Consider the following 14,112-nt stretch of genomic DNA (forward strand, 5'->3'; position numbering starts at 1 on the left):
GCATATATAAAAGCGTATGCGTAACTTGCACCAAACCGCACTTCCTATGGCAACATACCTTATTCTAAAACGCCAAGGACGAAAAAGGCAGCTGGCCGCAGGGGCGGGAAAGGGATTTAATAAGCAGAGAAGCATATGAGAGTAGTGGGCAATATCCGGCAGATAAAACAGCAACGGGACACCGGCAACCAGGAGGTAGAACTGCACCTGGACAAAGTAGAGTATATCACGCATCGAAAAGACGGCAAGTATTACCAGCCGTTCGATTTTGTGGAGGAGTTGGACACCCCGCTCGTAATTACCGGCGATTGCCTGGCGCTTGCCGGCGCAAAGCATGTAAAGGAAGGCGAAAACTCCTTCGTCTTGTTTGATAAAGTAGCGGACGACTACGTACTCAACGAGAACAAGCAGCTTTCCTTAACGGTAGCGCACGATTTCGATTCGGACACCACGCTTGTAACTTCCGCAACCTATATCGTCACCGTTTCGAACGAGGAGTTTACGCAGCTCAAGAGCGCCCGGAACAAGGCCCGCAAACAAAGCAAAAGCAGAAAGGGCAGGTAAAAAATGTTAGGTGGCCCTGGAAGTTCAATAAAGTTAAAAAATACAGGTTTAGGCTTCATTTTCACTGAGCCGCTGCACTGGGGTGAAAAACAGCCGCTACTTCCTCAGGTACAGAATAAGGTGGGTGTAATCAATTACGCCCCGATTGGCAGAGAGAATATCGGCACCGATAATGCCGTCTACCTCTTCCAGCTTCATGTTCTGGAAGGCCTTGTTTACATGGTCCAGGCTTACCAGGTAAATACTTGAGTTATTTATTTCAAGCTGCCCGATCTTCATCCTGTTGCCGGTTGAGAGCTGCATGCCCATGGCGCCTCCCCCTGTCCCCGTCACGGCCTTGTTTGATTTCCGGGACGTTAAATGGAAGGCAGCCTTTCGCTTCTCCTCCAGTATGGTAGCGCCGGCCCCGGTGTCCAGGATAAATTTTCCGCTCACGCCATTCAGGGAAACCTGCATTTGAAGATGCCCGGAGGGCATTTTTTTCAGCTGTATCCGTTCATACTCCTGGTGCTGCGTCAGTAGCTCGTCCAGGCTCATGTCGGCTGAGACGGTTGTTTGAGCTGGCGCATCGGTTACAACAATTGTTTTGGGCTGCGGTGCATTACAGGCTGCGACCATACCTGTCAGCGTCATTATCAGGTAACAGAAAACCTTGCTCATATATACTCCTGTTTCAGATATGCTTTGGTGAGAACTGAAAAGCGCAGTGGCGTAAGACCTACCAGCGCCTCTCCCCTCTATAAAGTATATCTGGCCGGAAATCGTTTCAAAAATCAGTTGATTCCAGCCTTTCCGCCGAAGAAAACAAGCCCTGCCTCCTATCAAAAAGAGCTGCCTGTCTGGGTAGCTCTTCTTGCTGGCCTGATCAATCTGTCCGCAGGTTTCTGACCGGGTCTGCGGTTGCCGCTTTCATGGCCTGGATGCTGATGGTAGCAAAGGCCACGAGGGCCGCCATGATGCCTGCCGCAAAGAATACCCAGACAGGAATGTCAATGCGGTAAGCAAAGTCCTGCAGCCACTCCCGCATGGCGTACCAGGCGAGCGGAAAGGCAATGACCGCCGCTACCAGCACCAGTTTCATGAACTCCCTGGAAAGCAGCGCCACGATGGTCGCGTTGTCGGCACCCAGCACCTTGCGGATACCAATCTCTTTCTTCCGGCGCTCAGCGGCATAGGCGGCTAAGCCAAACAGGCCAAGGCTGGCAACGAAAATAGCCACCCCCGTGAAAATCCACAGCAACGTTTTCAGCTTGTCTTCCGCCTTGTACATTTTCTCAAAGTTGTCATCCATAAACATGTACTCTATCGGATAATCAGGTGAGAACTTTTCCCAGACAGCTTTCACATGCTCCATGGATCGGGCTATGTGCTCGGCGTCCATCTTTACGGCTACCTTAAAGTTTGACCCGGGGTAGATTTGCAGCACCGTCGGATCGACTTTATCATATAAACTCTTGAAATGAAAGTCTCTTACAACCCCGATGACCTTTCCTTCTTTTAGCGAATCAGGGTTATCCCAGGTTGGCCATAACAAGGTTTGCCCCAGCGCTTTCTCCGGTGTCCCGTACCCAAGTTCTCTCACGGCAGTCTCATTGATGATGAAGGCCTGATCCGCATCTGTTTTGAAGTCTTTTGAGAAGGCTCTTCCGGCTACAAGTTTTACATCCAGTGTAGGGATGTAATCAAAGTCTACATTAAGCAGGGTGGTTCCATGGTGCACCTGTTCCCCGTCTCTGGGCACGATGACGCCGTCTCCTGCCGTGGCATCGCCCGGGAAACCGTAGCCAATGGACACGTTTTTGATGCCTGGCCCTTTTGACAATTCGTTTTTAAACGTCTCATAGTTCTCATACATCGAGTCTCCCCTCAGCTGAAAGAACATGATCTGCTCTTTGTTGAAGCCAAGGTCTTTGTTGTGCAGATACGATACCTGCTTGTACACTATGATAGCGCTGATGATGAGGAAAATAGACAGGGCAAACTGCAGGACGATCAGTCCATGCCGCAACCACTGAATCCTGCCTGCCCTGTTATCCACCACTACTGCGCTCTTCAACACCTTTACAGGCTTGAAACCCGATAAAACCATAGCCGGATACAGGCCCGCCAGAACGCCCACCACCAGTGTCAGGAGCAGTAACAGTAAAAGGATAGCTGGTTCCCTGAACACGTTGAATGCCATTTCCTTGCCGGTGAAGGCATTGAGCGAGGGCAACAGCAAAGAGGTGAGCGCCGCCGAAAAGATAACGCTGACCAGTGTGAGCAGCATGGTTTCACCCAGGAACTGCAGCATTAACTGCCCACGGCTGGCTCCTACTGCTTTCCTTACACCTACTTCTTTCGCCCTCTGCATGGACTTGGCCGTAGCCAGGTTGACAAAATTAAAGCAGGCGATGAGCAGGATAAATATGGCAATCAGACTCAACGCCTTTACATAGGTGATGTTGCCCTTTACAGCCTGATCAAACTTGAAGCCCGCTGAATACAGATACACTTCGTTCAGGGGCTGCAGGAACGGGAGGTATCTGTAAGGCTTATTGTGGGCTTCGTCAATCTGCTTTGCCACAATGGCCCTGAATTTCGACTGCGCTGCCTGCGGATCAGCTCCTTCTTTCAGCTTCGCGTAGGTATAAAACTGCTGCCAGCCCCAGCTCTTCATTCGCTCGGCAGGCAGTTCAGCGGCAGCCATAGGAAAAATAAAATTCACCGGCAGATGAAACCGTTCGGTCGTGCCGAAGACACCCCGTACTATGAAGGGCAGTTTGTTAACCGATACTTCTTTCCCCACCGGATCCATATCTCCAAACACGCGCTTTGCAAACTCATCCGAGATGACAATGGAAGAAGGGTCAGCCAGGGCTTTCTCGGGGGAGCCATATATGAACGGAAGTTGGAACACCTCGAAAAATGCAGGATCAGTATAGAATCGGCCTTTTTCATAGATGCGCTTTTCACCGGCCTCCACCAGGTTGTTCGCGTCGAACTGTAGCATCAGGATGCGCACCACAGTCTCCACCTCCGGTATGCTTTGCTCCAAGGTGGTCCCGAACATGGGAGGCACCACTGCCAACACAGTACCGGCCTCCTCTGCTGATATATCGTTATAGACGCGGTACACCCTGTCCCCTTCCGGCAGAAACTTGTCGTATTGCAGTTCGTCATATACAAACAAACCGATCAGCAGGCAGGCGGTAATCCCCAGGGCCAAACCTGCTATATTGATAAAGGAAAAAGCCTTGTACCGGAATAGGTTGCGGTAAGCGGTTTTGAAGTAGTTTCGGAACATGATGCAGTAGTTTAGGCGTTTATTGCTGTTGATTCACTTGCAACCACGCGTCTGCAGAATAAATGCCAATTCAATATAACACTCTAAATCAGAATGTTATAGAAACCAATAGTTTACCAGCGTGCAAAAGCGCGCAGCGGGTGTGCGATTTTGCACACCTGTAACTTTGTTAAAATGCCCTTTCAACTCATTCTCAGCACCTTGTAATAATGGCATAATTGTAGTTTCTTTCGTTTCTATAGAATGGATGTATGCAACTGAAAAAGGCTTCCGTACTTGTTGTCGATGATGACCCCGACGTGCTCACGGCGGTACGGTTGCTGTTGCGCCCGCAGGTACAGGAGATTGTGACGGAAAAGAACCCGGAGAACATCCCGTCGCTGCTGGCGCACCACTCCTTTGATGCAATCCTGCTGGACATGAACTTCACCAGTTCCATCAACACGGGCAACGAAGGGCTTTTCTGGCTCAAAAAAATAAAGGCGCTCAAGTCTTCCGCTGCCGTCATCATGATTACCGCCTACGGCGACATTGACCTCGCCATCCGCTCCCTGAAAGAGGGCGCTTACGACTTCGTGGTCAAACCCTGGCACAACGACAAGCTCCTCGCCACCGTCCAGGACGCTATTGGGGAAAAGACGAACGGTTCCAAACGCTCCTCCCCCACAGGGCCTGCATCCGTCATCGGTTCAGAGTTGATCGGTGAGTCGGAGGTGATGCAGGATATTTTCTTCAAGATAAAGAAAGTCGCGCCAACTGACGCCAACATCCTGATTCTGGGCGAGAACGGAACTGGCAAGGAACTTATCGCCAAAGCCATTCACCAGCACTCGCTGCGCGCTGACAAACCCTTCGTGAAAGTGGATGTGGGCGCGCTGACGGAGTCTCTTTTCGAGAGTGAGTTGTTCGGGCACAAGAAAGGCGCCTTTACCGATGCCCGCGAAGAGCGTGCCGGACGTTTTGAAGCTGCCAACAAGGGCACCATCTTTCTGGATGAGATCGGGAACATCTCGCTGCACCAGCAATCAAAGCTGCTCAGTGTGCTGCAGAACCGCCAGGTGATCCGGGTGGGTGCCAACGAGCCGGTGCATATAGATGTGCGCCTGCTCTGCGCCACGAACGTGCCGCTGGCAGAAATGGCCAACGAGGCCCGCTTTCGCAAGGATCTCATATATAGGATCAACACCGTGGAGATCACCGTACCCCCATTGCGCAGGCGCGGAGATGATATCCTTTTACTGGCGCGTCATTTTGCCACGGTTTACGCAAACAAATACATGAAGCCTGTTCCTGAACTGGCTAAAGCAGCGCTGGACAAACTGAAAAGCTATCATTTTCCGGGCAACGTGCGTGAGTTGCAGTATGCGATCGAACGGGCCGTGATCATGGCGGATAGCGACATACTGGGGGCATCGGATATTATCTTCTCTCCCATCGAAGCCGCCCCGGAGGCGGAGACTAGGCAGCAGGAGACCAATCTCGAAGAACTGGAGAAGAAAACGATCCTGCGCGTACTCGAGAAGCACAGCGGCAACCTGTCGAGGGCATCAAAGGAACTGGGCATCACGCGTACGGCACTGTACAGACGTCTGGGCAAATATGATCTTTAAGAATTTCGAAGGCAAGGTGATCCTCAGGGTGGTCGTGCTCTGTGTTACCCTCAGCGCCCCTGCGGTCGTGCTTGTAAATGGCTGGCCGGAAGTACTCGTCTTCCTGCTGCCCCTCCTTCTCTACCAGGTATATGAGCTGATCCGGTTTCTGAGGCAGGCGCAGGAAGAATTAAACCAATTCATAGAGTCGGTCCATTACCGCGATTTCTCCAGGTACTTTAATGAGAAGGATGACTCTGCCCAACTGAAGACCCTTCGGAAGGGTTTCAACGAGATTAACACCACCTTTAAGCGCATCAACCGGGAAAAGGAAACCCAGCACCAGCAGTTGCAGAAGATTCTGGAATTAGTGGACACCGGTATCATGACCTATGACCTGGACAGCGGCGAAGTGCTGCTGATGAATGAGGCGATTAAAAAGCTGCTGCATGTTCCGTTCATGAAAACAATCCACTACCTGGGCAAAAGAGACCTGGAGCTGTATGAGCAGGTGCTTGACCTGCAGCCTGGCCAGAACAGAATTGCCACCGCCTATACCTCCCAATTGGACAAGAGCAGCATCAAAGTCCTGCTGACGGCAACAGCGTGGCAGAGCAACGGCAACCGGTATAAGCTGGTGGCCTTCCAGAACGTGAACGAGGCGCTGGAGGAAACGGAATCGCAGGCCTGGCAGAAACTGCTGAACGTGATGACGCACGAAATCATGAATTCCATCGCGCCCATCTCCTCGCTGGCAGACACCTTAAAGAACCGCCTGCAGGAAGCCGTGGTGACAGGGGCCTCCTCCGAGGATTTCGAGGACCTGGAAGTGGGCGTCGGCACCATCAAACGCCGTAGCGAAGGCTTACTGAAATTTGCCCAGACCTACCGCAACCTCAGCAAGATCACGACGCTGAATCTAAGACAGGTTTATATCAGCGATCTCATCTCAAACCTGCACCGGCTCATGCAGCCCACCCTGGCGCAAAAGCACATTATATTCCACATGGATCTCTCCGACCCAAATTTATCCCTGCAGGCAGACCCGAACCTGCTGGACCAAGTCATGATCAATCTGTTGGTGAACGCCATGGACGCTGTGAAAGACACTCCTGAACCGGAAATCACCTTGACTTCTTCTATCGGGACAGACGGGCGGGTGGTGATCAAAGTGATGGACAATGGCGCAGGCATGCCCAGGGCGGTACAGGAAAAGATATTCATCCCGTTTTTCAGCACCAAGAAGCAAGGCAGCGGCATCGGGCTGAGTTTGTGCAAGCAAATCGTAATGCTCCACCGGGGAACGATACAGGTGCAGTCAGAAGAAGGTGTGGGAACGGTGTTTATCTTAAGGTTCGGCTAAGTAGGTCGGGATACAATTTAGTCGCGGTTATATATAGCCAAGCAAAGCTACTATGGCACTGTCCAAAAAGCTGCCAGACCTAAAAAATCCCAGAAATGAGCTGGACGGTCAGCGCCAAGGCCCCAAGGATTAGATAAAACAGGGCTTCCGCCTGCAGTATTCTAGCGATGCGTTTCATATGATTGAAGTGTTTTGCACGCACTTATATACGGCAAAGTGCTTAAACAGAAGCAACTTTGGTTACTATGTTTTTCTACTTTACACATATAAAAGTTACTGGAGCATGTTCCATGAAGGCTGACCAGTGCGCACACCTGCAGCTAATCAACAGAAGCAAGACCTTCTCTTTTAAACGGGCAGTTGCGCTGCTACATAATTGGTCAAGCGGTCTTTCACCGGTTTATATGCTATATTGCTCCCCTTAATTCTCTACATTCGGCTGAGGCAGGTTTTCAGGCTCTCCCGCCAGTGGGGGATTTTAATGCCCAGGTTTTGCTTGGCTTTCGTTTTTTCCAGCACCGAGAAGGCCGGGCGTTTGGCTTTGGTGATATACTCGGAGGTTCTCACGGGCACCACGCGCACCGGTATATGGCTCAGTTCGAAAATGGCTTTGGCGAAATCGTACCAGGAGGTGAGCCCTTCGTTGCTGTAGTGGTAAATGCCGTAAGCGGTGTTGTTGGTCTCGATGATATGGAAAATAACTTCCGCCAAATCCATGGCATAAGTAGGTGTCCCGATCTGGTCCCAGATCACCCGCAACTCGTCCTTCTCCCGGCCCAGCCGCAGCATCGTTTTCACGAAGTTGTTTCCGAACTCGGAGTACAGCCAACTGGTCCGGAGGATGAAGTAGTTAGGTATATAGCCGGGAATGGCCTGCTCGCCCTCCAGCTTGGTAGCGCCATATATGTTCACCGGTGCTGTATCATCTGTCTCTGACAAGGGATGCAGGCTGTTGCCCGAAAACACAAAGTCGGTGGAGATATGGATAAGCGTGGTGCCGAACTCCCGGCACAGCTTGCTCAGGCTGATGACACCGTCGCGGTTGATTTGCCTGCTCACTTCCGGCTCGTCCTCGGCCTTGTCCACGGCGGTGTAGGCGGCGCAATTGATGCAGTAGGCAGGTGCATGTGTCGTAAAAGCAGAGCGTAGGGAATCCTCATCCGCTATATCCGCCTCCTTGCGGGAGAGGAAGATAAAGTTGCCGGCGTTTTTTTCCTTTACCACCGCCTGCAGACACTGCCCCAACTGCCCTGAGGCCCCGATTACGATTGCTTTGTTCATATATGCGTGTTCAGCTGAGACTGTCTCCAGCTATTTTCGGCAATTTACAACGCCTCCGCGCATATTTAAAACAAAAAACAGGAAGACTATACCCAGCGGCTCAGGAACTGGTTAAACGTTTCTTTGTACTGGTCGCTTACCGCAATGTTGGTCTCCCCTATTTGCACCTTGTTGCGGGAAACGGCACTTATTTTGTCCAGCGCCACGATGAAGGAGCGGTGGATGCGCATAAACCTCCGTGACGGCAGCTTTTCCTCCAGCGCCTTCAGGCTCGTCAGCGACAGGATGGGCTTGGCCTCGCTTTCCAGGTGCACCTTCACGTAATCCTTCAGCCCCTCTATATATAAAATGTCGCTGAAGGCGATACGCACCAGTTGGTACTCCACCTTCAGGAACAGGTATTCTTCCTCAGGCGCTGTAACCGGGGCAGCCAACTGCGGAGCGGGCTTCTGTACCAGTTCCGCATAGGCTTGCGCCTTGCTTGCCGCCTTCAGGAAATCAGCGTAGTTAAAGGGCTTGACCAGGTAATCCAGCGCATCCACTTTATATCCCTCCAGGGCATACTGGCTGAAGGCCGTCGTGAAAATGATGCGGGGCCCGACACCGTACTCTCCTTTATCCAGCACGCGCGCCAGCTCAATCCCGCTCAGGTCGGGCATCTGTATATCCAGGAACACCAGGTCCACGGGCTGCTGATGCAGGCCCTGCAGCGCCTCCACGGCACTGGAGTAGCGCCCTACCAATTGCAGAAACGGGGTCTGCTGGATAAAGGCGGCGATCATCCCCAAAGCCAGGGGCTCATCGTCAACGGCAATGCATCTCAGCGTCATGACAGGTTCAGCTTTAAGTGTACACAATATTCATTATCGGGCGTTTTCTCAGTAACGGCTAGCGTGTATTGGCCCGGGTAAAGCAGATCGAGCCTCCTGTTGGTGTTGGCCAGCCCGATACCGCTGCTCTCCTCCATGACTACTCTTTTCTCGGGTAAAACCGTGTTACACACGTCCAGTTCCACCGCCTGCCCCTGTTGCTGTATGGCGATATGAATCCTGCTTGGCAATAGGGCACTCACCCCGTGTTTAAAGGCATTCTCCACAAACGGAAGAAACAGCATAGGCGCCACCAGCACGTCCTGCACCGGCTGGGGCTTCTCAAAGATCACGGTCACTTTCTCCGTCAACCGGAGCTTCATCAGGTTGATGTAATCTTCCAGGAACTCGATCTCTTTGCTGAGCAGGGTAGTACCGGATTGTGTTTCATATAGCACATACCGCATCATCCGGGACAGCGTATGGAGGGCCTCTCGGGATGATTCAATGTTGATCATGGTGAGCGCGTAGATGCTGTGCAGGGTGTTAAAGAAGAAGTGCGGGTTTATCTGGGCTTTCAGAAAAGACAGTTCGGAACTGATCTTCTGCCTTTCCAGGCTTTGCCTGATCTCTGTGTCTAACTGCCACTTCTGCACCGTTTTGATGCTGGTGCTTATCCCCAGCACCAGCAAGGTGGCCAGCATCATCACCGGGTTTACGTACATCCCGCCTTTGTGTGACCTCGCTGTTTCCCCGGGGTTGAAGGCCTGGTGCATCAGCGCCGGCAGGTTCAGCCATTCATCCGTAAGCTTGCTCGCCAGCATCACAAACAACACGGAACCGAGCGCAGCCGCTGCAAACCCCCCTACCCTGTTCTGAAACAGGAGCCGGGGCACCAGCAGGTTGGTGTTCAGGTAAAACAGACCCACCCACAGGGCAAACACGACGCCCTGTTTCACCCAGAACTGGACAGGCAACTCAATGTCCCAGGCCAGGGGCTGGCACAGGAGCAGCAGGAGCCCCAGCAATACCAGCAACTGAATCAGGAGGTAACCGTGGCGATTAATAAAGGTGTTGGCCATACAGAGGTTAATATAGCTATATACAGCCACAAACTTACTATTCATCTATGGCTAAAGTCTTTCTTATCTACTGTTTAACCGATTTCACCGACAGCTTGCCCCTATTTTACCCATGACTCAACCAATGCTCAACCAATGGCGCGGGTATCTTCAGCACAACTGAAACCATCGGCTTATAAGGGCCACTCGTCGGCGTTTGGGAGCAGCCAGTCTATTCCGTTTTTTTATGCGACAGGGATAGACTTGCTTTGTACAGTTATAATTGAAAAAACCACGTCATGAACAAATACTTTTCTTCCATCGTTTTTGCCTGCCTCTGCCAGGTTGCTGTAGCGCAGTCGCCTTCAGGCGGTGGGCCGCTGGCTTCTACCAACATCTCCCGTGCCACGGCGGGCGCTGTTGCGCCAAACGCTGTGGCCGGCAGCATTACGGGCACTGTGGTGGATGCCGCCACACAGCAGCCGGTCCCTTACGCTACCATCGCCTTGGTAAACCCCACCACCAACAAGCCGGTAGACGGCACGATGGCAGACGACAAAGGAAAATTCACGCTGGAGAAAGTGGCGGGCGGTACTTATAAAGTGGCCGTTTCCTTTATAGGCTACGAGGCAAAAACCCTGGACATAGAGGTAACAGACAGAAACGCTTCCGTTGACCTGGGTAAAATAGCCATCAGCTCCACCGCAAAAGCCCTGAATGAGGTAGTGGTAGAGGGGCAGCGCGCCATGATAGAGGAGAAAGTGGACCGCACCGTATATAACGCGGAGAACGACCTGTCCAACAAAGGCGGGGATGCTTCAGACGTGCTGCGCAAAGTGCCCATGCTCTCCGTGGACCTGGACGGCAACGTGTCGATGCGCGGCAGCCAGAACATCAAGGTGCTCATCAACAACCGCCCCTCCACCATCACGGCGGGAAGCGTGGCCGACGCCCTGAAGCAGATTCCCGCCGATATGATTAAGTCGGTGGAGGTCATCACCTCGCCCTCAGCAAAATATGACGCGGAAGGCTCTGCCGGTATCATCAACATCGTGACGAAGAAGAACACCCTGCAGGGCGGCTCCCTGAACATTGACACCGGCGTTGGCCTGAGGGGCGCAAACCTGGGCCTGAACGGGAGCTACCGCACGGGTAAGATGGGCTTCTCGTTGGGCGGCTTTGGCCGCATGGGCTACAACACGCCCGGCAGCTTCGAGAACGTGCAGACAACAATTGTTGACGGCGTACAGAATGTGGTAAGGCAGGAGGCGGCGACAGACAACAACATGATGTTCGGGCGCTATACCTTCGGTTGGGACTACGATATCAATGAAAAGAACTACCTCAATGGATCTGTACAGTACGGGGTGCGGAACTGGCAGGCAAACCAGGACGACCTGCTCTCGCAGCGCTTCCAGGGAGGCTCCCTGCTGAGCAGCACGCTGCGCGATGTGGAGACCACCGACAACTCCGGAACAGTGGATGTGAACCTCAACTACACCCATACCTTCGACAAGCCGCAGCATGAGTTCAGCGTCCTGACGCAGTTCAGCCGCAACAACCGCACGAACGACTTCCTCAACCAGATATATATAGGCGATGGGAACGACCTGGAGCGACGCCTGAAGAATATCAATGAGAGCTTTAACCAGGAATCTACTGTGCAGTTGGACTACACCAACCCGATTGCGAAGAACCAGTTGGTGGAGCTGGGGGTGAAGCAGATTAGGCGCCAGGTTACCAGCGACTACGAGACTTTCATGGCGGACGGCACCGGGCCTTTCGTGAAAGAGGCCAGCACAAACCTGAGCAACGTGTTCAACTACAACCAGGATGTGACGGCGGGTTATCTGTCTTACACCCTCACCACAGCCAACAACTACAGCTTGAAGGCAGGTGCCCGCTACGAGTACACCACCATCAACGCCAACTTTGAGAACAGCGAAGAGGGCGTGAGCATTCCGGCATATGGTGTGCTGGTGCCGAGCATCAACCTGTCGAAGCGGCTGAGGGACGGCAACACCGTGAAGCTGGCCTACAACCGCCGCATCCAGCGCCCGTCGCTGGAGTTCCTGAACCCGAACATTCAGAATTCCAACCCTGCCTTCAGGACCGTGGGCAACCCGGAGCTGGACCCGGAGTTTACAAACAATTACGAGTTGTCTTACAGCACATACTTCAAGACGACTTCCCTGAACTTCTCTACTTTTGTCCGCAACACCAACAATTCGATCCAGGCGGTGCGGCAAACGGCGGAGGACGGCGTGCTGGAGACCACATTCTTTAACATTGGCCAGGAGGAGGCGTACGGGGGAAGTATTTTCGGCAGCATCAACCTGAGCAACAAACTCACGCTGAACGGGGGCACGGACATTTACTACGCCGTGATGAGCAACAATGTGGAAGACCCGGCACAGCAGGCCAGCAACAGCGGCGTGGTCTATAACATCCGCGCGATGGGTAACTACACCCTCGGCCAGGGCTGGGGCATCCAGGGCTTCGGCTTCTACCGCGGCAGCCAGGTGCAGTTGCAGGGCTTGCAGGGGGGCTTCGGCATCTATAGCCTGAACCTGAAGAAGGATTTCAACGAGGGAAAAGGCAGCATCGGTTTTGGGGCTGAGAACTTCCTCTCATCGTCCATGAACAGGCGAACCGAGCTGAACACGCCAACGTTCAGCCAGACGAGCAACAACGTGATAAACAACATGAACTTCAAGGTGAACCTCAGCTACCGTATTGGTAAGATGATGTCGGAAGGTACACGAAGAAGGAAGAAGTCAGTGAACAACGATGACCTGAAGGGCGGCAGCGGTGGCGCGCAGGATGCAGCGGCTGCACCGACTGGCCCGACACAGGGTGGCGGCATGCCACAAGGGACCACTATGCCTCAGGCTGGGGCGCAGCAAGGTGGTAAACCAAGTGTTGCTACGGGAGGAGCAACGCAAGGCGCAAGACCTGCTCAGTTCCCAGGGCAGCAGCCGGCAAGCGTGCCGACAGGCGCACCTGCTCAGGCAGCAGGCACAGACAGCACAGCGGCAGCAGAGCCCGCTGACAGCACCCAACAGGTTGAACTCACCGGCCGATGGAAAGGTACCGTAGGAGAACGCGAGATGACGCTGGACCTGGTAGCGGACGGCAACACATTAACAGGGACCATGCAGACGCCGACGGGCCAGGCGCCACTCTCTAACGGAATAATTTCCGGGGATGAGTTTTCCTTCACACTTACTATGGGAGGAAACGAGGTGCCATATAAAGGCAAAATGGAGGGGAGCGCCATTAACCTGACAGCTGACTTCCAGGGCCAGCCCGTGAACATCACCTTGACACGCGAAAAATAGAATACAGGCCAAAGCACCCGGTTCATCAGCGACCTGCATCAAGCGGAGAACTGGTGGGTGCTCCGGCACTAATAAAACAAATAATCTCTAACCAATAAATTAGTCGACGTATGAAAAACTACCCTGTCCTATTAAGCGCGCTGGCATTGGCCGCCATGCTTCAGAGCTCTAATGTAGCAGCTACAGACAAGCCTTCTACCGGATCTGTTACCGCCGCCGCGGCTGTCACCTCGCTGCCCGTAAACACAGCCGCCAGCACCATGACCTGGAATGCGAAGAAGTTTGGCGGAGAGCACAGCGGTACTGTACAACTGGCCAACGGCACCCTCGACGTGAACGGCCGCAAACTGGTAGGCGGGAGTTTTGAGGTTGACATGACCTCGATCACGGATACCGACATCACAAACCCGGAGTTTAACAAAAAGCTGACGGACCACCTGAAGTCTGAGGATTTCTTCTCCGTGGACAAGAACCCGGTGTCCACCTTTAAAATCACGAAGGTAACGCCTATAGCAAAACCCAAGGCAGGAGCACCCAACTACACCATCACCGGCGACCTGACGATAAAAGGCATCACCAATGCCATTACCTTCCCGGCTACCGTCAGAATTGACGGTAAATCGGCTGAAGCAGATGCTAAAATAGAATTGGACCGCACCAAGTGGGATATCAAGTACCGCTCCGGTATGCTGGGCACGGCAGCAGACAAGGTGATTGACGACACCTTCACCATCGACCTGAAACTGAAGGCAGGCGCCGCTGCGCAGTCGCTTGGCAGCAAATAAAGAAAATAAGGATGGGGCTTTTGGGATGATCTT

The 14,112-nt window shown here is 53.0% G+C and carries 10 protein-coding genes; 5 read left to right on the plus strand and 5 right to left on the minus strand.

Annotation, left to right across the window (positions count from 1 at the left end):
* Positions 1-135: 135 nt before the first annotated feature.
* Positions 136-564: a hypothetical protein gene (locus tag ABD920_RS02580; RefSeq protein ID WP_345156583.1), complete on the plus strand. Its 429-nt coding sequence runs from the start codon at positions 136-138 to the stop codon at positions 562-564.
* A 96-nt stretch (positions 565-660) separates the two neighbouring features.
* On the opposite strand, the gene ABD920_RS02585 is transcribed toward ABD920_RS02580, so the two are convergent.
* On the minus strand, positions 661-1,224 hold the full coding sequence (locus tag ABD920_RS02585; protein ID WP_345156584.1) for a retropepsin-like aspartic protease: 564 nt from the start codon (positions 1,222-1,224) through the stop codon (positions 661-663).
* Positions 1,225-1,429: 205 nt separating this feature from the next.
* The gene (locus ABD920_RS02590; protein WP_345156585.1) at positions 1,430-3,850 is read right to left on the minus strand and encodes an ABC transporter permease; all 2,421 of its coding nucleotides are present in this window, start codon (positions 3,848-3,850) and stop codon (positions 1,430-1,432) included.
* Between the two features lie 251 nt (positions 3,851-4,101).
* Here ABD920_RS02590 and ABD920_RS02595 point away from each other — a divergent pair, with 251 nt between their 5' ends.
* Both ABD920_RS02595 and ABD920_RS02600 read left to right on the plus strand, forming a co-directional pair.
* Complete coding sequence (locus ABD920_RS02595) at positions 4,102-5,460, plus strand: sigma-54-dependent transcriptional regulator (RefSeq protein WP_345156586.1); 1,359 nt, start codon at positions 4,102-4,104, stop codon at positions 5,458-5,460.
* Entirely contained in the window at positions 5,450-6,802 is a 1,353-nt protein-coding gene (locus ABD920_RS02600) for a sensor histidine kinase (protein WP_345156587.1), read from the plus strand. The genes ABD920_RS02595 and ABD920_RS02600 overlap by 11 nt, the downstream gene beginning before the upstream one ends.
* A gap of 429 nt (positions 6,803-7,231) precedes the next feature.
* On the opposite strand, the gene rfbD is transcribed toward ABD920_RS02600, so the two are convergent.
* The 3 genes from rfbD to ABD920_RS02615 form a co-directional block, all read right to left on the minus strand.
* The gene (gene rfbD / locus ABD920_RS02605; protein ID WP_345156588.1) at positions 7,232-8,083 is read right to left on the minus strand and encodes a dTDP-4-dehydrorhamnose reductase; all 852 of its coding nucleotides are present in this window, start codon (positions 8,081-8,083) and stop codon (positions 7,232-7,234) included.
* An 86-nt stretch (positions 8,084-8,169) separates the two neighbouring features.
* Entirely contained in the window at positions 8,170-8,913 is a 744-nt protein-coding gene (locus tag ABD920_RS02610; RefSeq protein ID WP_345156589.1) for a LytR/AlgR family response regulator transcription factor, read from the minus strand.
* Entirely contained in the window at positions 8,910-9,974 is a 1,065-nt protein-coding gene (locus tag ABD920_RS02615) for a sensor histidine kinase (protein ID WP_345156590.1), read from the minus strand. The genes ABD920_RS02610 and ABD920_RS02615 overlap by 4 nt, the downstream gene beginning before the upstream one ends.
* A gap of 278 nt (positions 9,975-10,252) precedes the next feature.
* Between ABD920_RS02615 and ABD920_RS02620 the strand changes: the two genes are divergently transcribed.
* Positions 10,253-13,294, plus strand: coding sequence for a TonB-dependent receptor (locus tag ABD920_RS02620; RefSeq protein ID WP_345156591.1), 3,042 nt, complete (start codon positions 10,253-10,255; stop codon positions 13,292-13,294).
* Positions 13,295-13,404: 110 nt separating this feature from the next.
* Positions 13,405-14,079: a YceI family protein gene (locus ABD920_RS02625; protein ID WP_345156592.1), complete on the plus strand. Its 675-nt coding sequence runs from the start codon at positions 13,405-13,407 to the stop codon at positions 14,077-14,079.
* Positions 14,080-14,112: the final 33 nt, after the last annotated feature.

The sequence above is a fragment of the Pontibacter saemangeumensis genome, assembly GCF_039541895.1.
Classification (GTDB): domain Bacteria; phylum Bacteroidota; class Bacteroidia; order Cytophagales; family Hymenobacteraceae; genus Pontibacter; species Pontibacter saemangeumensis.

Excerpts from the sequence above, each read along its gene's own strand:
- ABD920_RS02580 (WP_345156583.1), top strand. The coding sequence starts at position 136 with ATGAGAGTAGTGGGCAATATCCGGCAGATAAAACAGCAACGGGACACC.
- ABD920_RS02585 (WP_345156584.1), bottom strand. The coding sequence starts at position 1,224 with ATGAGCAAGGTTTTCTGTTACCTGATAATGACGCTGACAGGTATGGTC.
- ABD920_RS02590 (WP_345156585.1), bottom strand. The coding sequence starts at position 3,850 with ATGTTCCGAAACTACTTCAAAACCGCTTACCGCAACCTATTCCGGTAC.
- ABD920_RS02595 (WP_345156586.1), top strand. The coding sequence starts at position 4,102 with ATGCAACTGAAAAAGGCTTCCGTACTTGTTGTCGATGATGACCCCGAC.
- ABD920_RS02600 (WP_345156587.1), top strand. The coding sequence starts at position 5,450 with ATGATCTTTAAGAATTTCGAAGGCAAGGTGATCCTCAGGGTGGTCGTG.
- rfbD (WP_345156588.1), bottom strand. The coding sequence starts at position 8,083 with ATGAACAAAGCAATCGTAATCGGGGCCTCAGGGCAGTTGGGGCAGTGT.
- ABD920_RS02610 (WP_345156589.1), bottom strand. The coding sequence starts at position 8,913 with ATGACGCTGAGATGCATTGCCGTTGACGATGAGCCCCTGGCTTTGGGG.
- ABD920_RS02615 (WP_345156590.1), bottom strand. The coding sequence starts at position 9,974 with ATGGCCAACACCTTTATTAATCGCCACGGTTACCTCCTGATTCAGTTG.
- ABD920_RS02620 (WP_345156591.1), top strand. The coding sequence starts at position 10,253 with ATGAACAAATACTTTTCTTCCATCGTTTTTGCCTGCCTCTGCCAGGTT.
- ABD920_RS02625 (WP_345156592.1), top strand. The coding sequence starts at position 13,405 with ATGAAAAACTACCCTGTCCTATTAAGCGCGCTGGCATTGGCCGCCATG.